17 protein-coding genes are annotated in these 21,820 nt (G+C 69.6%); 12 read left to right on the top strand and 5 right to left on the bottom strand.

Going from position 1 to position 21,820, the window contains the following annotated elements; translation table 11 throughout:
• Positions 1-34 precede the first annotated feature (34 nt).
• The 5 genes from ACP93_RS07470 to ACP93_RS07450 all read left to right on the top strand — a co-directional run bounded on the left by ACP93_RS07470 (position 35) and on the right by ACP93_RS07450 (position 7,222).
• The gene (locus ACP93_RS07470; RefSeq protein WP_048490081.1) at positions 35-1,225 is read left to right on the top strand and encodes an MFS transporter; all 1,191 of its coding nucleotides are present in this window, start codon (positions 35-37) and stop codon (positions 1,223-1,225) included.
• A complete protein-coding gene (locus tag ACP93_RS07465; protein ID WP_048490080.1) occupies positions 1,222-2,520 on the top strand; it encodes an SGNH/GDSL hydrolase family protein in 1,299 nt (432 codons plus the stop codon). Before ACP93_RS07470 ends, ACP93_RS07465 begins: the two co-directional genes overlap by 4 nt.
• 45 nt (positions 2,521-2,565) lie before the next feature.
• Positions 2,566-3,600 (top strand): aldo/keto reductase, encoded by a 1,035-nt coding sequence (locus ACP93_RS07460; RefSeq protein WP_048490079.1) that lies wholly within the window; start codon positions 2,566-2,568, stop codon positions 3,598-3,600.
• Between the two features lie 42 nt (positions 3,601-3,642).
• Positions 3,643-4,665, top strand: coding sequence for a zinc-binding alcohol dehydrogenase family protein (locus ACP93_RS07455; RefSeq protein WP_048490078.1), 1,023 nt, complete (start codon positions 3,643-3,645; stop codon positions 4,663-4,665).
• 508 nt (positions 4,666-5,173) lie between these two features.
• Positions 5,174-7,222 carry an NADPH-dependent 2,4-dienoyl-CoA reductase gene (locus tag ACP93_RS07450; protein ID WP_048490077.1) on the top strand — a complete coding sequence of 683 codons (2,049 nt, stop codon included), beginning with the start codon at positions 5,174-5,176 and terminating at the stop codon, positions 7,220-7,222.
• A gap of 153 nt (positions 7,223-7,375) precedes the next feature.
• Here the strand turns inward: ACP93_RS07450 and ACP93_RS07445 are convergent, their stop codons facing one another.
• Complete coding sequence (locus tag ACP93_RS07445; RefSeq protein ID WP_157862429.1) at positions 7,376-7,786, bottom strand: Rap1a/Tai family immunity protein; 411 nt, start codon at positions 7,784-7,786, stop codon at positions 7,376-7,378.
• Positions 7,787-7,884: 98 nt separating this feature from the next.
• On the opposite strand from ACP93_RS07445, the gene ACP93_RS07440 reads away from it, so the two are divergent.
• Entirely contained in the window at positions 7,885-9,216 is a 1,332-nt protein-coding gene (locus ACP93_RS07440) for an MFS transporter (protein WP_048490075.1), read from the top strand.
• Positions 9,217-9,354: 138 nt separating this feature from the next.
• On the opposite strand, the gene ACP93_RS07435 is transcribed toward ACP93_RS07440, so the two are convergent.
• Positions 9,355-10,476, bottom strand: coding sequence for an ROK family protein (locus tag ACP93_RS07435; RefSeq protein ID WP_048490074.1), 1,122 nt, complete (start codon positions 10,474-10,476; stop codon positions 9,355-9,357).
• Positions 10,477-10,588: 112 nt separating this feature from the next.
• On the opposite strand from ACP93_RS07435, the gene ACP93_RS07430 reads away from it, so the two are divergent.
• From ACP93_RS07430 to ACP93_RS07405, 6 genes are all read left to right on the top strand, one after another.
• Positions 10,589-13,087 (top strand): TonB-dependent receptor, encoded by a 2,499-nt coding sequence (locus tag ACP93_RS07430; RefSeq protein ID WP_048490073.1) that lies wholly within the window; start codon positions 10,589-10,591, stop codon positions 13,085-13,087.
• A gap of 23 nt (positions 13,088-13,110) precedes the next feature.
• Complete coding sequence (locus ACP93_RS07425) at positions 13,111-14,007, top strand: glycerophosphodiester phosphodiesterase family protein (protein WP_048490072.1); 897 nt, start codon at positions 13,111-13,113, stop codon at positions 14,005-14,007.
• 209 nt (positions 14,008-14,216) lie between these two features.
• The gene (locus ACP93_RS07420; RefSeq protein ID WP_048490071.1) at positions 14,217-15,374 is read left to right on the top strand and encodes a glycerophosphodiester phosphodiesterase family protein; all 1,158 of its coding nucleotides are present in this window, start codon (positions 14,217-14,219) and stop codon (positions 15,372-15,374) included.
• Positions 15,375-15,665: 291 nt separating this feature from the next.
• The gene (locus ACP93_RS07415; RefSeq protein WP_048490094.1) at positions 15,666-16,961 is read left to right on the top strand and encodes a hypothetical protein; all 1,296 of its coding nucleotides are present in this window, start codon (positions 15,666-15,668) and stop codon (positions 16,959-16,961) included.
• Positions 16,962-17,261: 300 nt separating this feature from the next.
• Entirely contained in the window at positions 17,262-17,723 is a 462-nt protein-coding gene (locus tag ACP93_RS07410) for a cell wall hydrolase (RefSeq protein ID WP_019797714.1), read from the top strand.
• 123 nt (positions 17,724-17,846) lie between these two features.
• Positions 17,847-18,455 (top strand): glutathione binding-like protein, encoded by a 609-nt coding sequence (locus ACP93_RS07405; RefSeq protein WP_048490070.1) that lies wholly within the window; start codon positions 17,847-17,849, stop codon positions 18,453-18,455.
• Between the two features lie 48 nt (positions 18,456-18,503).
• Here ACP93_RS07405 and prpE read toward each other — a convergent pair whose 3' ends face one another.
• The 3 genes from prpE to ACP93_RS07395 all read right to left on the bottom strand — a co-directional run bounded on the left by prpE (position 18,504) and on the right by ACP93_RS07395 (position 21,818).
• On the bottom strand, positions 18,504-20,375 hold the full coding sequence (prpE, locus tag ACP93_RS07400; protein ID WP_048490069.1) for a propionate--CoA ligase: 1,872 nt from the start codon (positions 20,373-20,375) through the stop codon (positions 18,504-18,506).
• Between the two features lie 148 nt (positions 20,376-20,523).
• The gene (locus ACP93_RS21705; RefSeq protein WP_131721596.1) at positions 20,524-21,444 is read right to left on the bottom strand and encodes an AbiTii domain-containing protein; all 921 of its coding nucleotides are present in this window, start codon (positions 21,442-21,444) and stop codon (positions 20,524-20,526) included.
• A gap of 65 nt (positions 21,445-21,509) precedes the next feature.
• Entirely contained in the window at positions 21,510-21,818 is a 309-nt protein-coding gene (locus tag ACP93_RS07395) for a hypothetical protein (RefSeq protein WP_048490068.1), read from the bottom strand.
• Positions 21,819-21,820 lie beyond the last annotated feature (2 nt).

The raw sequence follows: 21,820 nt of genomic DNA, 5'->3' as shown, positions 1-21,820 counted from the left end.
CCACCCACCCGCTGCCGGGCGCACGCCGCTCGCATTGTTCGCGCTGACCGCCGGCGCCTTCGGCATCGGCACCACCGAGTTCGTGATCATGGGCCTGCTGCTGCAGGTCGCCGCCGACCTGCGGGTCAGCGTCCCCGCCGCGGGGCTGCTGATCTCCGGCTATGCGCTGGGCGTGTTCCTCGGCGCGCCGCTGCTGACCGTGGCCAGCCGGCGCTGGCCGCGCAAGCGCGTGCTGCTGGCGCTGATGCTGGTGTTCACCGCCGGCAACCTGGCCTGCGCGCTGGCGCCGACCTACGCGGCGCTGATGGCGGCGCGGGTGGTCACCTCGCTGGCGCACGGCACTTTCTTCGGCGTCGGCGCGGTGGTCGCCACCACCCTGGTGCCGCCGCAGCGCCAGGCCTCGGCGATCTCGACCATGTTCACCGGCCTCACCGTCGCCACCCTGCTCGGGGTGCCGGCCGGCGCCTGGCTGGGCCTGCAGTACGGCTGGCGCGCCACGTTCTGGGCGGTGGCGGCGATCGGCGCCCTGGCCACCGTGGTGATCGCCGCGCTGGTGCCGGCCGACCGCGACGCCCCGCCGGCGCCGCCGCTGCGCGAGGAACTGCGCGCGGTCGGTCGCGCCCCGGTGCTGCTGGGTCTGGCGACAACGGTGCTGGGCTATGCGGGCGTGTTCGCCGTGTACACCTACGTGCAGCCGCTGCTGACCCGGGTCACCGGGGTGACCGATAGCGCGGTGTCGCCGCTGCTGCCGGTGTTCGGCGTGGGCATGATCGTCGGCAATGTGCTCGGCGGACGCCTGGCCGACCGCCGCCCGCGGCAGGCGCTGCCGCTGAGCCTGGGCGCACTGGCCGTGGTGCTGGCGGCGCTGACCCTCGCCTTGCCGTCGGCGCCGGCGATGGCGCTGGGCATCGGCCTGCTGGGCGTGGCCGCCTTCGCCACGGTGGCGCCGCTGCAGGTGTGGGTGCTGGGCAAGGCCGGCGAGGCCGGCCGGCATCTGGCCTCGAGCCTGAACATCGGCGCGTTCAACCTGGGCAACGCGCTGGGCGCCTGGCTCGGCGGCCTGGTGCTCGGCCATGGCGGCAGCCTGTCGCAACTGCCGTGGGTGGCGGCGCTGCTGACCCTGGCCGGACTGGCGGTGGCGCTGGGCGCGCTGCGGCTGTCGCCGGCCACCACCCCATCCGCGGCCAGCACCGGCGCGGGCTGCGCCGCCGGCGGTGCGGCATGAGCCGGGCGATGGCAACGGCGGCGCTGGCGACGGCGCTGCTGGGCACCCTCGCGCTGCCGGCCGAGGCGGCGCCGCGCGACTGGGTCGCGACCTGGCAGGCCAGCCCGCAACCGCTGTGGGCCGCTGACTTCCCGTTCCCCACACAGACGCCGTTCCACCTGTGGCGGCAGACCGTGCGCCAGGTGGCGCGGGTCAGCCTGGGCGGCAGCGAGGTGCGGGTGGAGCTTAGCAACGCCTATGGCGACACGCCGCTGCACATCGGCGCCGCGTCGCTGGCACTGGCCGGCGACGGCGCCGCGACCCTGCCCGGCTCGCAACGGCCACTGCGCTTCGGCGGCAAGACCGAGGTGACGGTGCCGCCGGGCGCGCCGGTGCTCAGCGACCCGGTGGCGCTGCCCGTGCCGGACCTGGCCCGGCTCAGCATCAGCCTGTACCTGCCGCAGCCGACCGCGCCGTCCACCTTCCACTGGGAAGGCCTGCAGAGCGCGTGGCTGGCCGAGGGCGAACGCACCGCCGACGCCACGCTGGCCGACGCGACCGCGCTACCGGTGCGGCTGTTCGTCAGCGGCGTCCAGGTGCGCCGCGCCGACGCCGCCGGTGCGGTGGTGGCGCTGGGCGACTCGATCACCGACGGCGCCGCCTCCACGCCGGGGCAGGACCGGCGCTGGCCGGACCAGTTGGCCACGCGGCTGGCGGCGCAGCGGGTGGCGGTGCTCAACGCCGGCATCTCCGGCGGCCGCGTGCTGCGCGACCGCATGGGCCAGAACGCGCTGGCGCGGCTGGACCGCGACGTGCTGGCGCAACCCGGCGTGCACACCCTGATCCTGCTGATGGGCATCAACGACATCAGTTGGTACGCCACGCCGTTCGCGCCGGACGATGCGCCAGTGTCGGCCGAGGAACTGATCGCCGGCTATCGGCAGGTGCTGCAGCGCGCGCAGGCGCGCGGCCTGCGGGTGATCGGCGCCACCCTCACCCCGTTCGAGGGCGCGTTGCCGAACTCGCCGATCCCCGGCTACTACAGCCCGCAGAAAGAGGCCGTGCGCCAGCAGGTCAATGCCTGGCTGCGCGCGGGCAACGGCTTCGACGCGATCCTGGATTTCGACGCGCTGCTGCGCGACCCCGCGCACCCCACGCGGATGCGCGCGGATTTCGACTCGGGCGATCACCTGCATCCCGGCGACGCCGGTTACGCGGCCATGGCCGAGGCCGCCGCGCAGTTGCTCGGTACCGCCGCACCCGCCTCCACCTCCGCTGCGCCCGACGCCGTCGACACCGACGCCGCGGGGCGCTGACGGCTTTCCTCACATCCCTCCCCCTTCCCTCATCAGGAGTTCTCCATGGAATACCGTCATCTCGGCGCGTCCGGCTTCAAGGTCCCCGTACTCAGCTTCGGCACCGGCACCTTCGCCGGTACCGATCCCTTCTTCGCCACCTGGGGCAACTCGGACGTGGACCAGGCGCGGCGCCTGATCGACATCTGCCTGGAGGCCGGCGTCACCCTGTTCGACAGCGCCGACGTCTACTCCGGTGGCGCCGCCGAATCGGTGCTGGGCGCGGCGATCAAGGGCCGCCGCGACCAGGTGCTGCTGTCGACCAAGGCCGGCTTCCGCTTCGACCGCGCCGCAGCCAACAGCGTCGGTTCCTCGCGCTTCCACCTGGTGCGCGCGGTGGAAGCGGCACTGACCCGCCTGGGCACCGACTACCTCGACCTGTTCCAGTTGCACGGCTTCGATGCGCATACGCCGGTGGAGGAAACCCTGTCCACGCTCGACGACCTGGTGCGTGCCGGCAAGATCCGCTACCTGGGCGTGTCCAACTTCTCCGGCTGGCAGTTGATGAAGTCGCTGGCGGTGGCCGACCGTTACGGCTGGTCGCGCTATGTCGCGCACCAGGCCTATTACTCGCTGATCGGGCGCGACTACGAAGAGGAACTGATGCCGCTGGGCCTGGACCAAGGCGTGGGCGCGCTGGTGTGGAGCCCGCTGGGCTGGGGCCGGCTGACCGGCAAGCTGCGCCGCGGCCAGCCGCTGCCGGACAGCAGCCGCCTGCACGACAAGGCGGTCACCGAGGCCGGTCCGCCGGTGCAGGAAGAGCGCCTGTACCGGGTGATCGACGCGCTGGAGGCCATCGCCGTCGAGACCGGCCGCAGCGTGCCGCAGATCGCACTGAACTGGCTGTTGCAGCGACCGACGGTCAGCAGCGTGATCATTGGCGCACGGACCGAAGACCAGTTGCGGCAGAATCTGGGGGCGGTCGGCTGGACCCTCGATGCCGCCCACGTGCAACAGCTGGATGCGGCCAGCGCCGCGGTACCGGCGTATCCGTACTGGCACCAGCGCGGCTTCGCCGAGCGCAACCCGCGGCCGGTCTGAGCCGCGGCCGTGCCCTCCTTTCCTTCACGCCCAGGAGCCTCCATGAAAGCGGTCGCCACCCTCCAACCCCTGCCGATCGACGATCCGCAGTCGCTGCACGACCTCGACCTGCCGACGCCGCCCGCGCCCGCCGGCCACGACCTGCTGGTGCGGGTGGAGGCGGTGTCGGTCAATCCGGTGGACACCAAGGTCCGCGGCAACGCGTCGCGCGACGCCCAGCCCAAGGTGCTGGGCTACGACGCCGCCGGCGTGGTCGAGGCGGTCGGGCCCGAAGTCGACGGCTTCGAACCGGGCGACGAGGTCTACTACGCCGGCGACATCACCCGCGCCGGCAGCAACGCCCAGTACCAGTTGGTGGACGCGCGCATCGTCGCGCGCAAGCCGGCCACGCTGGACTTCGCCCAGGCCGCGGCGCTGCCGCTGACCACCCTGACCGCCTGGGAGCTGCTGTTCCAGCGCATGCCGTTCGACTTCGACGACGCGCGCAACCGCGGCCGCCGCCTGCTGGTGATCGGCGGCGCCGGCGGGGTCGGCTCGATCGCGATCCAGTTGGCGCGGCATGCCGGCTTCGAGGTGATCGCCACCGCCTCACGGCCGCAGACCCGCGACTGGTGCCTGCAGCTCGGCGCGCACCACGTGATCGACCATCGCCAGCCGCTGGCGCCGCAATTGCAGGCGCTGGGCATCGACCAGGTGGAGGCGGCACTGAACCTCGCCGACACCGACCGCTACTGGCAGGCGCTGGGCGAACTGCTGGCACCGCAGGGCCACGTCGGGCTGATCGTCGAGCCGAGCGGCCCGCTGCATATCGGCGACCCGTACAAGGCCAAGTGCATCGGCATCCACTGGGAAATGATGTTCGCACGCGCCCGGTTCCGCACCGAGGACATAATCGAACAGCACCGCATCCTGGCGCGAACCGCCAGCCTGGTGGACGCGGGGGAACTGCGCACCACCCTGACCGAGACGCTGCACCCGATCAACGCCGCCACCCTGCGCGAGGCACACCGGCGCCTGGAGTCGGGCAGCACCATCGGCAAACTGGCCCTGGTCGGCTGGGGCTGAGCGGGGGGCCAGCGTTCGGGACATTGGCGCGATCGCCCCGCTTTGCGTATGGCGGTCGTCGGCTGTGACCGACCCGTGACCGGTAGTTCTGCTGTTGCTGTTGCATCGGCCTTTGCTGTGCTTTTGATCTACCGGGCCCCCTCGGCGCGGCAGACACGGCGGGGAAAAACCCGAAGGGCGGCGCACATGGATGTGCGCCGTTCGCGGCAGGGGCAGGATGCCCCTTCCGCGAATCCCCGTCGTGGCTGCGAACCCGGAGCGCGATAGCGCGGAGGGCGCGCTGCGGGGTGTGCTTTCTTTTGGTTACTTTTCTTTGCACAAGCAAAGAAAAGTAACCCGCGCCAGCGGAAGCTGTTGCCGTTGCTCTGCTTCGAAAGCTCCAAGCTCCAAAAATGCCAGTACCAGAACCAGGGCAAACGTCCCCGTCGACGTAAAAGCAACGCCCCTCTTGCCGCCAGCCAGGTTTCACGGCACCCTGCGCCCTTCCGTACGCCTGCGTATCCACGCCATGTCGCCCGCCCCCGGCCAGCCCGATTCCGCCTCCACCGCCTACCCGCACCTGTTCGCCCCACTGGATCTGGGCTTCACCCAGTTGCGCAACCGCATCCTGATGGGCTCCATGCACACCGGCCTGGAGGACCGCGCCCGCGACTTCCCCAAGCTGGCCGCGTACTTCGCCGAGCGCGCTGCTGGCGGCGTCGGACTGATCGTCACCGGCGGCTTCGCGCCGAACGTGGTCGGCTGGCTGAAGCCGTTCGGCGGCAAGCTATCCTGGCCGTGGGAGGTGCGCCCGCACCGGCAGGTCACCACCGCGGTGCACGCGCACGGCGCCAAGATCTGCCTGCAACTGCTGCACGCCGGGCGCTACGCCTATCACCCCCTGTCGGTGGCGCCATCGAAACTGAAGGCGCCGATCAACCCGTTCACCCCGCGCGCACTGTCGGCGCGCGGCGTCGAACGCCAGATCGATGCCTATGCGCACGCCGCGAAGCTGGCGCGCGAGGCCGGCTACGACGGCGTCGAGGTGATGGGCTCGGAAGGCTATCTGATCAACGAGTTCATCGCCCCGCGCAGCAACCGCCGCAGCGATGCCTGGGGCGGCGATGCCGCCAAGCGCATGCGCTTCGCGGTGGAGATCGTGCGCCGCATCCGCGCCGCCTGCGGGCCGGACTTCATCATCGTCTACCGGCTGTCGCTGGTGGATCTGGTCGAGGACGGCAGCGACTGGCAGGAGATCGTGATGCAGGCGCAGGCGATCGAGGCGGCCGGCGCGACCCTCATCAATTCCGGCATCGGCTGGCACGAAGCACGCGTGCCGACCATCGCCACCTCGGTGCCGCGCGCCGCCTTCGCCGCGGTCACCGCCAAGCTCAAGCCGCACGTGCGGCTGCCGCTGATCGCCACCAACCGCATCAACATGCCCGACGTGGCCGAGCGCATCCTCGCCGGCGGCGGCGCCGACATGGTGTCGCTGGCGCGGCCGTTGCTGGCCGACCCGGAATGGGCGAACAAGGCGCAGCGCGGCCAGGCGCAGGCGATCAACACCTGCATCGCCTGCAACCAGGCCTGCCTGGATCACGTGTTCGAGAACAAGACCGCCAGTTGCCTGGTCAATCCGCGCGCGGCCGCCGAGACCGAACTGAACTACCTGCCGACCCGCGCGCCCAAGCGCATCGCCGTGGTCGGTGCCGGCCCGGCCGGCCTAGCCTGCGCCACCGTGGCCGCGTTGCGCGGCCACCGCGTCACCCTGTTCGACAGCGCCAGCGAGATCGGCGGCCAGTTCAACGTGGCCAAGCGCATTCCCGGCAAGGAGGAATTCCACGAGACGCTGCGCTACTTCCGCCACCAACTCGAGGCCACCGGCGTGGAGCTGCGCCTGCAGACCACCGCCGATGCGGCGCTGCTGGCCGACTTCGACGAGGTGGTGCTGGCCACCGGCATCGTGCCGCGCACGGTGGACTTCCCCGGCGCCGACCATCCCAGCGTGGTCAGCTATCTGGACGTGCTGCAGGGCCGGGTGCAGGCGGCGGACAAGGTCGCGATCATCGGCGCCGGCGGCATCGGTTTCGATGTCGGCGAGTTCTTGGTGCACGCAGGTGAGTCGACCGCGCTGGACCCGGCGCGGTGGATGGCCGAATGGGGCGTGGACCCGCAGTTCGAAGGCCGCGGCGCGCTGTGCAAGCCGCGCCCGGAGCCGTCGGCGCGCAGCGTGTGGCTGCTGCAGCGCAGCCCTGGCCGGCCCGGCGCGCGGCTGGGCAAGACCACCGGCTGGATCCATCGCGCCACGCTCAAGGCCAAGGGCGTGACCATGCTCGGCGGCGTCGAATACCTGGGCGTGGACGACAGCGGCCTGCGCATCCGCGTGGATGGCACCGAGCAACTGTTGCCGGTCGGCACCGTGGTGGTCTGTGCCGGCCAGGAACCGCGCCGCGACCTGCAGGCGGCGCTGCAGGCCGCCGGCCGCAGCGCGCACCTGATCGGCGGCGCAGACGTCGCCGCCGAACTGGACGCCAAGCGCGCCATCGCCCAGGGCAGCAAGCTGGCGGCGCAACTCTAGAGCATGCACTGACCGAGTCGGCATCGGCGACTACCGCGGGCAACGCCGCGTCACGCATGCGGCGTTCTGTCCGGCGCAGTCGGCAATGTCCTCGACCCCAGCATGTGCAAGCAGCCGTCAGGTCCGGCGACGCCAGCGACGCGCCTGCAACGCTCAACGTGCCGCGCAGGGGAACGCCGCGTGCAGCGCCTGCCCCACCGGAATCGCCGCGCGCTGCCGCAACTGCGCCGGCGGCAGCGCGGCCAGCGCGGTGAATACACGATCGACCAGTTCGTGCGCCAGCACGCCCTGGGCGCCGGCGCACCACTGCGTGCCTTCGCTGGCATCGGCGACGCCGGCGATGTACTGCCGCGCCATCGCGCTGGCCTGCGCGCGGCGTTGCTCGGCGCTGCCCGCGAGCGGCGTCGCCGCGGCCTGCGCATCGCCGCGCAGCAGCCGCAGCAGATCGGCGGCGGACAGCTGATACACCGCCTCCGGGCGCGCGGCCACAGACGCGGCGGCAGGCGCGCTGCAGGCGGCCAGACACAGGCACAGCAGCCGGGGCAATGACGATGACAGCGACATCGGCGGACTCCTTGAACGACTGGGACCAGCGCCCTCGATCCTAGCAAGCCGGCGCGGCGGACTTGGTGCTGTCGCATCGTGCGGCTATAAGCCTGGGCATGCCGCGCCCCTCGCCCCTGCCCGCCCTGTCCCGCCTGCCGCAAGCGGCCCTGGCAGCGTATGCCGGCGCGCATTTCGGCAAGAGCCTGCTGTGGTACGCCGGCGAACTGCTGCTGATCTACTCGCTGACCGAACACGCCGGCCTGCACGCGATCACGGCCGGGCTGGTGCTGGCGCTGGGCCTGCTGCTCAGCGCCGCGATCGGCCTCGGCGCCGGCTGGGGCCTGCGCCGGCGCCTGCGCGACGTACGCAGCGCAGGGCGCCTGCAATGGCACGGCCTGGCCGCCGCGGCGCTGGCGCTGCTGCTGGTGTTCGCCACGCCGTTGCTGCCGCCGCCGTGGCGGCTGGGCTACGTGCTGGCGGTGAGCCTGCTGTTCCGGCTGGCCTATGCCGCCTGCGATGTGGCCCAGAACACCTTGCTGAGCCTGGCGCAGTGGCCGTGGCGCGGCCACGACGGCGCCAGCGCGCTGCGCCTGGCCGGCAGTGGCGTCGCGGCGCTGCTGATCAGCAGCGTGGTCGGCGCGGTACTGGCGCGCGGCGCCGATGGCGGCGGCCTGGCGCTGCAGGCCAGCGCGGTGCTGGCGGCGGTGGCGATGCTGTGCGCCTGGCAGTTGCAGCAGGTGCTGCGCCGCCATGCCGCTGCGCACCCGACACCCGTCGGCACCACGGTCGTGGCCGCGACCGACACGGCGCCCTCCTGGCGCGCGATCCCCTGGCAGCCGCTGGCGCTGATCGCAGCGGTCTCGCTGACCCTGCCCGCGTTCACCAAACTCGCCCCATACGTGGCCGCCTACGGCCTGCTCTCGCCCGGCTGGGGCAGTGCGGTCCTGATCGCCTATGCGCTCGGCACAGTGCTGGTGCAGCCGCTGGCCGCGGGCTGGGGCCGGCAGCGCACGCCGACACAACGGCTGGCCTGGCTCGGCAGCGCCCTGCTGTTGTGCGCGCCGCTGTTCGCGCTGGCGCTACCGGGGCAGCCACTGCTGAGCCTGGCGGCGGCGGCCTGCATCGGCGCCCTCGGCGGCAGCGCCGGACAATTGGTGTGGGCCTGGCATGCGCAGTGCACCGCCACCCGCGCCGTCGCCGAGCACGCGCTGAGCTTCGCCGCGCTGACCGCCGCCGCGCAGGTCGCGCTGGCTGCCGGGGTGGTGCTGATCGGCCTTTTGCTGGATGCGCTGGACTACCGCGACGGGCACTGCCTGCTGCTGTGCTGGGCGATGGCAGCCGGCCCGCTGCTGTGCGGTGCGCTGTGCCTGCTGCTGGCGCTGTTCACGGGACGCCGCCGATCGCTCCCGCTCGGTGCCGACCTGGCGACGAGCGCCAGCAGCGGCTGAGGCGTCGGACACGGGGCGCTCACCCAGCCGACGCCACTGCGCCGCAACGCCGGAAGAGGCTGGACAGGATCGCGCGCAGCGCGCGCCATGCCGTTGGCTTGAATGCGGCCCGGCGCACAGCGCAAGGCGGCGCATGCCTCAGGCGAAGAACGCCCGCTGCAGCGGCATCAACGCCGCACCCAGGGTCACCGCGTCGCCGACGGTGCGGGCGATGCACAGTTGCGGCAGCGGCGGCGCCAGGCCGTGCCGGTTGGGCGCGCGCGGGATACGGATGCGTTCGATCAGGCGCGCGCCGATCGCGGCCGGCAGGCGCCCGCCGATCACGATCGCCTGCGGATCCAGCGCATAGGCCAGGTAGGCGCACAGCTGCGCGAACGGCGCCTCGGCCATGTCCAGCCAGGCGTCCACGCCCGGCGTGTGCGCGTCGATCGCGCCGAGCATCTGCTCGACCCCGGCATAGTCCTGGCCGGCGGCACGCACCAGGGACAGCAGCGCGTCCAGATTCGGATAGGCCATGCCGCCGACGGTCCAGATGCCACCGAACTCGCCGGCATTGCCGCGGTGGCCGCGGAACAGCCGGCCATCGGCGATGATGCCGCCGCCGAAACCGTTGGTCAGATGCAGGTAGACGAAGTCGCGGCAGTCGCGGCCGACGCCGTACAGGCTCTCGGCCACCGCCGCCGCCGCGCCATCGTTCTCGACGGTGACCGCGCAGCCCAGCGCCTCTTCCAGGATCGGCACCAGGTCGACCTGGGTCCAGTCCTCCAGCGCCGGCGGCCCGGCCATCTGCCGGCCCTGCCCGGTGAAGAACGCCGAGATCGCCATGCCGATGCCGACCACCCGCGCCGGATCCACGCCGCTTTCGGCCAGCAACTCGGCACGGAACCGCTGCAGTTGCGCCAGCACCGGCGCACGGCGCATGTCGGCCAGGCCGATGCGGCGCTGGCCGCGCACGTTGCCGGCGAAATCCACCAGCGCCAGCGCCACCACGTCGCCCATCAGGCCGATGCCGAAGGCGTAGGCGTAATCCGGCGCCAGCCGCACGTCGACGCTGGGATTGCCGCGGCCCTCGGCGGCGCGGGCGCCGAGCTGGACCATGCGGTCCTGCACGAAACCCTGCAGCAGGCGCGCCACGGTGGGCTGCGACAGGTCCAGGTCACGGCTCAGCGCCGCCTGGGTCTGCACCCCGGTCTTGAACACACGGTCGAGCAATTGGCGGCCGCCGGCGCTGACGCGCGGCGGGAAATCGGGATGCGGCATAGGCGGGCGCAAAGCGTGATGAATGCACGAACGGCTACAACCTAGCATGTGGACACACAAGTTTCATACATGGTAAATAGTATTACCCCCACATTCTTTTACTGGGGGTCTCATGCGTAACGTTCATCCACACCCGAGCCTGCTGGCACTGGCGCTCGCGTCCATCCTCGGCGCCGCCACCGCCGTCCACGCCGAGGACGCGCCGGCGCCGCCGGCCGACGCCACCACCACGCTGGACCAGATCGTGGTCACCGGCACCCCGCAGGGCCAGTCGCAGAAGGACGCCCCGTTCGCGATCAGCGTGGTGTCCAAGGAACGCCTGGAGCGCAGCACCCCGAGCAGCAACGTGGACATGCTGCGCGCGGTCCCAGGTTTCTCCGCCGAACCCTCCGGCGGCCAGGGCGGCGGCCAGAACCTCTACGTGCGCGGCCTGCCGGCAGGCGGCTGGTATTACGTGCAGTACCAGGAAGACGGCCTGACCCTGTTCGACGAGCCGCAGGAAAGCTTCTTCAACGTCGACACCCTGTTCGCGCTGGACATGATGACCGAGCGCCTGGAAGTGGTGCGCGGCGGCACCTCGCCGCTGTTCGCGACCAACGCGCCGGGCGGCACGGTCAACGCCATCACCCGCCACGGCACCGCCACGCCCGAAGGCGCGGTGCGCATGACCGTCGGCAGCGACGGCCTGCGCCGCGAGGACGCCTACAGCGCCGGCCCGCTCAGCGAGAACGTGCTGTACAGCATCGGCGGCTACCACCGCAGCGACGACGGCCTGCGTCGCACCGGCTACACCGCCGACCAGGGCGGCCAATTGCGCGGCAACCTGACCTTCCTGATGGGCGATGCGGTGCTCGACGTCGACGCCAAGTACCTCAACGACCGCACCGCCTTCTACAACCCGATCCCGCTCGCCGACCCGCGCAATCCGTCCCAATCGCTGTCGTCGCTGATCGACCCGCTGGACGGCACGCTGCTGTCCGACGACCTGCGCCACACCACCGCGCTCACCTTCGACGGCAACGGACCGCTGGCGCGCAACCTGGACCTGGCCGACGGCATCCACAACAAGGTCAAGCAACTCGGCACGCACCTGGAATGGGATCTGGGCGACGGCCTGAGCCTCAACAACCGCATGCGCTTCGTCGATGCCGAAGTGGACTACACCGCGCTGTTCTCCGGCGCCGCGCCCTACGACGCCGGCGCCTACCTCAACACGCAGCTCGGCCGCGCGCGCAGCGGCTTCGGCGCGCGCGTGGCGCGGGTCGGCTACGTCACCACCCGCAACGGCGCCGCCTACGATCCGGCCGCGGCCGACGGCCTGGTGCTGGAGAGCGGCCTGTGGAATGCGCGCACCCATCTGCGCACGCTGTCCGACGACCTGCGCCTGAGCAAGGCGTTCGACGACACGGCGCTGGGCAAGCACACGCTCACCGCCGGCCTCAACGTGCAGCACGTCGAATTCCGCCAGGACCGGCTGCAGAACACCGTGCTGACCACGCTGCAGAACAACGCGCAGCGCCTGGACGTGCTGGCCTACGACGCCGCCGGCAACGTGGTCGGTTCGGTCACCCAGAACGGCTTCGTGCGCTACGGCAACGGCGTCACCAGCGGCTTCGCCAACGCCACCTACCTGTCGCCCTACCTGTGGGATTCGGTGCGCTTCGGCCGCCTCGGCCTGGATGCCGGCGTGCGCTACACCCGCTACAACGCCAACGGCGGTGTGTACGCCAACACCACGCGCAATCTGGGCGATCCGACCACGCTGGCCGACGACAACGTCGGCGGCCTCAGCGGCGCGTTCAGTCCGCGCACCGATCACCGCCGCGCCACGCAGTGGACGCTGGGCGCGGAGTTCGCCCTGACCCCGCAGTTGCAGACCTTCGCCCGCTACACCCAATCGCAGCGCCTGCCGCGGCTGCAGAATGTCTACCAGACCCAGAACGCGGACGTCACCGACATCGACCAGGCCGAGGCCGGCCTGCGCGGCAGCTTCGGCGACACCTTCTCGTTCTCCACGGTCGGCTTCTGGAGCCGCTTCAACGACCTGTCGATCAGCGCCATCGTGCTCGACGGCAGCGGCGCGGTGCAGAGCCTGGCGCTGGTCGGCAAGACCCGCACCCTGGGCCTGGAATCGGAATTCACCTGGCGGCCGTCGCCGCTGTTCGGCATTACCGGCTCGGCCACGCTGCAGGACCCGCAGACGCGCGGCCTGAGCAACGCGACCACCGGCCTCAGCTACGGCGGCCTGGACGGCAAGCAGATCTCGCGCATCCCCAAGTTCATGGCGTCGATCAGCCCGACCCTGTACTTCGACATCGACGGCCGGCCGCTGGAACTGTCGGCCACCGCCTATCGCATGGGCCAGCGCTACGTCGACTACACCAACGCCACCGCCCTGCCCGCCTACACCACCTACGACCTGGGCCTGTTCGCGCGGCTGAGCACGCACCTGGAGTTGCAACTGCACGCGGCCAATGTCAGCAACGCGCTCGGCCTGACCGAAGGCAATGCACGCGTGGACACGCTGTCCGGCCAGGGCACCGCCGACGCGATCTACGCGCGGCCGATCTTCGGCCGCAACTACAACGCATCGCTGACCTGGAGGTGGTGAGCATGCGCTGCCGGAGATTGCTGATGAGCGCAGTGCTGTCGCTGCCGATCCTGGCCCTGGCGGCGACGCCGAGCCTGCCCGAGCGCCTGCGCGACCCGCATGGGCCGGCGCTGGTGGTGTCGCACCGCGCCTGCTGGAAGTTCGCCTCGGAGAACACCCTGGACGGCATCGCCGCGTGCATCGCGCGCGGCGTGGACATGGTCGAGATCGACGTGCGTACCACCCGCGACGGTGCATTGGTGCTGATGCACGACGAAACCGTGGACCGCACCACCGACGGCCACGGCGCGGTGGCCGATCTGACGGCCGCACAGATCGCCGCCTTGCGCGTGCGCAGCCAGGGCGGCGGACGCAGCAGCACGCTCACCGCGCGGCATCCGCCGACGCTGGCGCAGGCGCTTGCGCTGGCGCGCGGCAAGGTGCTGGTGAACCTGGACGTCAAGGCGGCGTCGCTGGACCAGGTGATGGATGTGGTCGAGGCTGCCGGCGCGCAACGCGACGTGCTGCTCAACGTACCGCTGGACGTGCCCGTAGCGGTGCTGCAGCGCGCACGCAAGGCAGATATCGCGGTGCAGGCGCTGTACCTGCAGCGCGAGTCGGCGCTGCCGCCCGAGCAGGCCTTGCGCCGCGCCGCGGACTTGCAGCCAGCGGTGGTGCAACTGATGTTCGACGACCCGGCGGTGCTGGACATCGCGCAACGCGAACTGGCGCCGCGCGCGCGCCTGTTCGTCAACACCATGACCAACGACATCGCCAGCGGCAGGCCGATGCGACTGTCGGCCAACTACACCGACCAGCGCGCGCTGCGCGATCCGGCCGCGGTCTGGGGCGGGCTGCGCCAACACGGCGTGAGCATGATCCAAACCGACGAACCGTTGGCATTGCAACGCTACCTGCACGGCACGGACACGCCACGGTAGCCGATCTCGGTCCCAATCCTGGCGACGCCGCGCGATGGCCACGTGCGGCGCCGCCAGGAGTCCGGTTTCAGACGGGCGGCACGCAGCACCAGGACGATGCCCGTCGCTTCGAGCACTGCGCGGCAAACGACAACGCCCATGCGCACGTCGGTTGCGGTGCGCTGCGTTTGCTTCACTTCATTCCATCAACCCCGAACGGAAGAGAGCACATGAAACTGCCCAAGAAACCCACCAAGGTCCTCGCCCTGGCGCTCGCCTGCGCGTCGCTGGCCTCGCTGTCCGGCATGGCGTCGGCCGCCAACAACTGGAACCCGCAGCACATCCTCAACGCGATGAAGAGTCCTTACGAGGGTAACCGTGCCGACGTGGCGGTGATCGCGCATCGCGGCGTGGTCGGCAACGGCTGCCCGGAGAACTCCACCTGCTCGATCCTCAACACCTACAACAACAACATCGAAGCGATCGAACTGGACGTCAAGCAGGACGCCGACGGCCTGTTGTGGCTCTTCCACGACCAGAACGCCGGCCGTGTGGTCGACCACGATCCGGGCTTCTACATTTTCCAGAACGCGACCAATCCCTCCGGCTGGAATCCGGACATCCGCACCCTGACCGGCCATGAGCTGATCAATTCGTTCCTGCGCGACAAGAACTTCGCCAAGACCAACTACCGTCCGACTTCACTGGCCTCGGCATTGAACACCGTGGTCACCAATGCCAATCACATGGTGGTGGTGTTGGACCTGAAGACCCTGGACGCGGTCTCGCGCGCGGCCGATCAGGTGCATGCCTTCCGCATGCAGAACCAGGTGGTGCTGAAGTTCAGCGCGTCGCTGCTGCCCAAGACCCCCAGTGACATCACCCGCTTCACCAAGGGCGTGCCGTTCGCGCCGACCGTCTACGCCGGCGACATGGACAACCTCGCCGACGGCGGCTACGTGGGCCTGTGCGGCTCGATCAGTCCCAACACGCCGTTCTGCCGGGTCAACGCCTGGATCAGCGAAGTGCGCGGCCAGAGCGGCTTCGCCTGGCTGGAAATCGGCAACAAGCAGCCGCGCCGCAGCGACCCGACCGCTGAGTTGCTCGCCGACAACCAGGCGCAGAAGCGCGCGATCGGCGCATTCTCGCCGGTGCCGGAGTACCGCCTGAGCAGCCACGACGGCCAGCACTACGTGCGCAGCAACGGCACCTGCTGCGCGTCGCTGGACAACTACCTGACGCGCACCAAGTACTTCGGTAACGAGACTGCCGACGACCGTCCGGATTTCCGTGGGCAGGTGACCGCCGGCTTCACCAGCATCATCACCGACGATCCGCTCAGCGTGATCCGCGCGAACGTGCCGCGCGACACCACGCGCTACAACTGACCCTCGCAGGTCGCGCCGGGGAGCGCGCTCCCCGGCACTGCACGGCGCCCGCGCGCCGTGCAGCATGCCCTCCTCCTTCAGGAGTTTTCCATGCGTTCCGCTCCCCGTCCTCGACACCTGCTTCTCGCCCTGTTGGTCGCCGGCGCATGCCTGCCGTTGCTGCAACACGCAGCGACCGCACATGGCGCAAAAGCGGCGGCGCCCGCTTCCCCCGCCACGCGTCCGCATGCTGGCAACGCCAGCGCGCAGACAACGCTGCCGATAGGCGCCGCGCCGGCCACCGGCACCGCCATGCCCGGACCGCCCGCAAGTGCGGTACTGACCGCGGCGCAGGCGCTACCGGCAGATTTCCAGGCCGATGTGCTGCTGCGTCTGGCCACGTCCACGGATTTACCGACCAATGGCGACGGCGATCGCGCTGCCGCCGCGCAACGCCTGACCCGGCAAGCCGCCGCACTGGCCGAACACGCGCAACGGCGCATGCCCGGCCTGGCTCGCGTCGGCAACGTCGACGAAGAGCGCGACGACGAATTGCGCGCCCCGCGCACCGCCGGCCTGGACCGGCTGACGCTGCAGACACGCGCCGCGCAGCACGCAACGCCTGCACGGGCGCAGGCGTTGCTCGCGACGCTGCCGACACCGCAAGCGGGCAGTTGCGATGCGGACTATCTCGACGATCCCAGCCCGGCTTATGCGTTGGCCAGCGCATTGCAGCCGGCGCAACCGGCAGCGCGCGCCAATACGTTCGCCGCACGCGTGGACGCGGCGCGACACGAAACCGACACCGCGCCGGCATTGAAGATGGCGCTCGCCGCTGCGCCGCTGGACAGCGCAGGACAGGTACAGCTCGCCGACAGCCTGGCGCGCATGTTCGAACGCATCCGCGGCGACGATGCCGGCTTCACCGCCACCGAGCTGAGCGTGGCCGGCGACATGCCGCTGGTGCTGCAGCAACTGTCCGAGAGCGCGCTGCGCGAACAGCTGCACGCAGCCTATCGCGGCTACGTCGCCGCACACCTGGCGCAGACGCGCTGTCCGTCGAGCTTGCTCGGCAATCACTGGCTGCTGGAGCAGCGCTTCGTCGCCGAAGCGCCGGCCGACCGCATCGTGCCGGCGCCGCCGGTGCCCGCGATGACGGTCGATGCGGATGCGATCTCGCTGATCCGCCAGGCCGGCTACAACATCCGCACGCAGTTGCTGCATCCCTCCGCCAGTGCGGGCGATCCCGCCACGGAAAAAGCGTCGATGGAATTCCTCGACCAGCTCGACCACGGCGTGCTGCAGCAAACGGCGGCCAGCGACGACAGCGGCCGCGTGCAGCGCGCGCGCCTACGCGAGCTGCTGCGCTATCTCGAGTATGCGCCGGCGGGCGCAGCACGCGACCGCGGCATGGGCCTGCTCGCCACGCTGTTGAGCGGCCCGTACTACGCGCGCGATCACGACACCTGGTTCGGCGATCTGCGCGTGCTCGCCGAGCAGGCGCAACGCTGGCCCGATCGAGAACAGCGCCTGGCGCAACTGAGCGGACATGCCGATCCGGTGGTCAAGGTGTACGCGATGCTGATGCAGCGCAAGCAGTTTCCCTGAGCCTGATGCGCCGCAGTGCGGCGCTGCACCATGGCTGTCGTGCGCAAGGCACGACGGCATTCGCGAAATGGCGAGTTGTGAACCCTGTCAAGACTCGGGGTTCAGTTGCGATTCGGGAAGCGGCGCCTATTGTGCGCCCCTCTTCCGATCCGCCCATCTTGGCGGGTCCCGCCGGACTTCAGATTGCCGGCACCCGGGCGGCCCGTGACAGGCCGCCTCCCCATGACGCCAAGCCGCATCGCTTGCCGCGCCACTCCGGCGCAGCGCCTCGACGACGGCCCATACGGAGCAAGGAGTACGATGAAACTGGCCTGGATCCTCTGGCTATCGCAGTTGTTGCCGCAACCCGCCGCCGATTCGCTTTGCCTCAGCACCACCGTGTATCTGGAAGCGCGCGACCAGACGCTGCGCGGGCAGCAGGCTGTCGCCGAAGTCGCATTGCGGCGCCTGGACAGCGGCCTGTGGGGCGATTCCATGTGCCAGGTGGTCACCGCGCGCAAGCAGTTCGCGCCGGGCCTGGTGAAGCCGGGTACCGAGTTGAAGAACGACGACGCCTGGGCCGACGCAGTCAAGGTCGCCTTCGCCGCCGAACGCAACTGGGCGTTGCCGCAGGGCCAGCGCAAGGAGATCGTGCCCGGCGCCAGTCACTTCGCCGCGCATGCCATCGCCAGCCCGAGTTGGCGCAATGCCTATCAGGTCGCGACCATCGGCGACCACACGTTCTATCGCGTGCAGAAGCTGCGTCCGCGCAACGCGTCCTGATCGTTCGCCGCGCAGGTACGTCCTGACGCAGGCTCCCGCGCGCCGCGCACGGCGCGTCCGATCGCCAAGCGCACCGTGCAGCAGGTACGCTCTGCCGTCCTGACTGATGCGGAGCCGCCTGCCATGAAACTCTATTCCAAGCCCGGCGCCTGTTCGCTGGCCGATCACATCGCGCTGCGCTGGGCGGGATTGCCGTTCGAACTGAAGCTGCTCGATGCGGCCGCGATGAAGGCGCCCGCGTATCTGGCGATCAATCCGGCCGGCGCAGTGCCCGCGCTGCAGATGGACGACTGGGTGCTCACCCAGAACTCGGCGATCCTCAACTACATCGCCGATCTCGCGCCCGACGCGCACCTGGCTGGCGACGGCAGCCCACGCGGCCGCGCCGAGGTGCAGCGTTGGCTGGCCTTCCTCAACGCCGACCTGCATCCAGCCTTCCATCCGCTGTTCGGCAGCACGCGTTATCTCGATGACGCCGCGGTGATCGCGCGCACCCAGGAGCACGCACGCGAGCGCGTGCGCACGCTGTACGCGCGCGTGGAAGCTGCGCTGGAACAGCAGACCTGGCTGGGCGGCGCGCGCCGTTCCATCGCCGATGCCTACCTGTTCGTCACCCTGCGCTGGGCGCGCGCGCAGCAGATCGCGCTCGGCCCCAATCTGCAGCTACATTTCGAACGCATGTCCGCCGATCCGCAGGTGCAGGCGGCGCTGCAGGCCGAAGGCCTCGGCTGAAATACGTGCGAGCGCCGGCGTATTAGCGCCGGCGTCGTCCATGTCGCATCAGCCGCGCAGCGCGCGGCGGATCTCCTCCAGCGCGGCGGGATCGTCCAGCGTCGACAGATCGCCGGGATCGCGCTGTTCGGCCAGCGCCTGCAACGAGCGCCGCAGCAATTTGCCCGACCGCGTCTTCGGCAGTGCCTGCACCAGATACACCTGCGCCGGCCGCGCCACCGCGCCAAGACGCTCCACCACGCACTGACGCAGTTCCTCGACCACCGCCGCCGCATCCGGCGCGGCCTGCTTCAGCGTCGCGAACACCACCGGCACCTGGCCCTTGAGTTCGTCGTGCATGCCGATCACCGCGACTTCGGCCACATCGGCATGGCCGGCGATGGCCTCCTCGATCTCGCGCGTGCCCAGGCGATGCCCGGCGACGTTGATCACGTCGTCGGTGCGGCCGAGGATGAAGGTGTAGCCGTCCTCGTCGCGGATCGCCCAGTCCAGTGAGCTGTACAGCAACGTGTCGAAATGGCTGAAGTAGCTGCGCAGGAAGCGCGCATCGTCGTTCCAGACCGTGGTCATGCAGCCCGGCGGCAACGGCGGCTCGATCACCAGCACGCCCTTGCGCCCGGCTGGCACCTCCACACCATGCTCGTCGACGATGCGCGTGCGGTACCCAAGATTGGGAAGGCCCGGCGACCCCGGCTTGACCGGCCGCAGTTCGACACCCGGCAACAGGGTCAGCACCGGCCAGCCGGTTTCGGTCTGCCAGTAGTTGTCGATCACCGGCTTGCCCAGCGCTTCGCCGATCCACAGCGCGGTCGGCTCGTCCAGCGGTTCGCCGGCCAGGAACAGATAGCGCAGCGCGCTCAGGTCGCGCTCGCGCAGGTAGCGCGCCGGATGCTTCTTCAGCACGCGGATCGCCGTCGGCGAGGAGAACATCGTGCGCACCCGGTACTTCTCGCACAGCGCCCACCACACGCCCGGATCCGGCTGCACCGGCAGGCCTTCGTACAACAGCGAGGTCGCACCGACGATCAGCGGGCCATACACGTTGTACGAATGCCCCACCGCCCAGCCCACGTCGGAGGTGGAGAACATGGTCTGCCCCGGGCCGCAGTCGAACACCGTGCGCATCGACAGCGCCAGCGCCACCGCATGCCCGCCGACATCGCGCTGCACACCCTTGGGCTTGCCGGTGGTGCCGGAGGTGTACAGCAGGTAGCTCGGCTCGTTGGATTCCAGCCATACCACCGGCACCTGCGCATCGCCGACCTCGGCGCGCAGCGCGGCGTAGTCGACGTCGCGCCCGGGCACGCGCAGCTGCGCCGGATCCAGCCCACGCGAGACGATCAGCACCGTCGGCGGCGGCGCGCTGGCCTCCGCGCAGGCGGCATCGACCAGTGGCTTATAGGGGATGCGCTTGCCGCCGCGGCTGCCGGCATCGGCGGCGATCAGCAGCTTGGGCCGCGCATCGTCGATGCGCAGCGCCAGGTTGTGCGCGGCGAAGCCGCCGAATACCACCGAGTGCACCGCGCCGATGCGCGCACAGGCCAGCATCGCGTACACCGCTTCGGCCATGTTCGGCATGTAGATGACCACGCGGTCGCCGCGCTGCACGTCCAGCCGCTGCAGCACCGCCGCGAAGGCGTTGACCTCGCGGTGCAGCTGCGCATAGGTGACCTCTTGGGTCCGCCCGGTTTCGCTGGACACCGCGACCAGCGCCAGCTGCGCGGCGCGTGCCGGCAGGTGCCGGTCGACCGCGTTGTGGCACAGGTTGGTCAGCCCGCCGACGAACCAGCGCCGGAACGGCGGCGTGTCGTATTCCAGGATCGCCTGCGGCGGGCGCTCCCAGTGGATCGCCTGGGCCTGCTCGGCCCAGAATTCCTCGGGCCGCTCGATCGAACGTCGGTACAGCGTCGCGTAGTCCATGCCGCCCCTCCCAAGGCCGGTGCACCGGCTCCGAGCATAGTCCCTTGGCGGGGAGGGCGTCGTTCAGACCTTGGTCGAAGGGGGATGAGTCAGCAGCCGCATCAAGAACCGCTGCCAAAGAGAGCCTTAGCTGACTAATTTTTAGCCGTCACTTCAGACCGTAGTACTTCAGAAGCGCTTCTTTAATTAAGTCAGTACCTACTGCCAATCCGACCTTCCACGCCCCTGACGCAGCTTTCTTTAAATTCCTCCCAAGCCATTCACGCACCTTTGGCCCCATCGGTTCGGCAACACTTTCTGGCTCCTCCGAGGCAGCCAACCGAGCAAGCTCCTCCGCATCGGCCTTTGAAATTCCAGCATGAGTCAGGAATGCCGCGAGAGTTGACAGATCTCCTTCGACGACATTTACCACTACATTTGAACCCGTACCAGCTGAAACAGTCGTAACGTTGCCATAAATGATCTGTTGCGCGATTTGGGTGGTGACGTGCGCAGAGTTGACCGGCAATTCAGAAGCCTTCCCAACCAGTACATCAGATGCTTCCGGAACTGAACGCTCAAGTTCTAATGTCAGCTCCAATATGCGACTAAGTACCGCGTGACGAATGGCAGCAACTGACCCACGAGCAATCGCGCCATTCACCGCGTTACATGCGTACTCTGGGTACACCTTACCTTGAAGCATTAGCATGAGATTGGACGCCTCGATGGTAAAGACGCCCGCATCATTTGAGCCCGACAGGAGGTCATCCACGGCTGCAATGCTTGAGCGCATTTCGTAGTGTGTCCATCTCTTGCTTGCGAACTTTTCGATCAAAAAAGGCGCAATGGGAGCGTTGCTAATACCAGAGCCAAGTGGGCCAAAGAACGTTCCTGTATAGCTAACCGGCAGAACCCGATAGCTTGGCACTTCTACTTCCGCGGGATACCCCTCCGACTCATGCCTAACCCAATCAGCTAATGGCTGACTGCCAAGGCGAGCAGCAAGTAGACGCAACTTCAGAAGGATCGGACCGATCTCGGAAGACGAATCGAGAACAGCGGACTGAATTTCTGACAGGATCCCCATATTCGCTCTCCATGATCCTAGCTACCATCTCTGCACACCCGCCTTAATCGCGCCGGCTTCATACTTTACTGCCCCGGCACCGTAAACATCACCACCACATTCCCCGGCGCCTGCTCGAAGCGCGTCGCCACCGAATCCTTGCTGAGCTGCACGATCTGCTCCAGCGGCTTGTGCGGCACGCCCTGGAAATTGACCGTGACCTGGACCAGCGAACCATTGGCCCAGTTGAAGCCGACCATCGGCTTGCTGCCGACGGATTTCTCCAGGTCGGCCGCTACCTCCTGCGAATGCGCGTACGCATTCTTCATCGTGTCGACCGCACCGCATGCGGTGAGCGCCAGCAGCACTGGCGCGCAAAGAAAACGCCATTTCATCG

It is taken from the genome of Xanthomonas sp. NCPPB 1128, assembly GCF_001043115.1.
GTDB lineage: Bacteria > Pseudomonadota > Gammaproteobacteria > Xanthomonadales > Xanthomonadaceae > Xanthomonas_A.
Note: the sequence above shows the minus strand (reverse complement) of the source record. Positions and strands in the feature narration are given on the sequence as shown.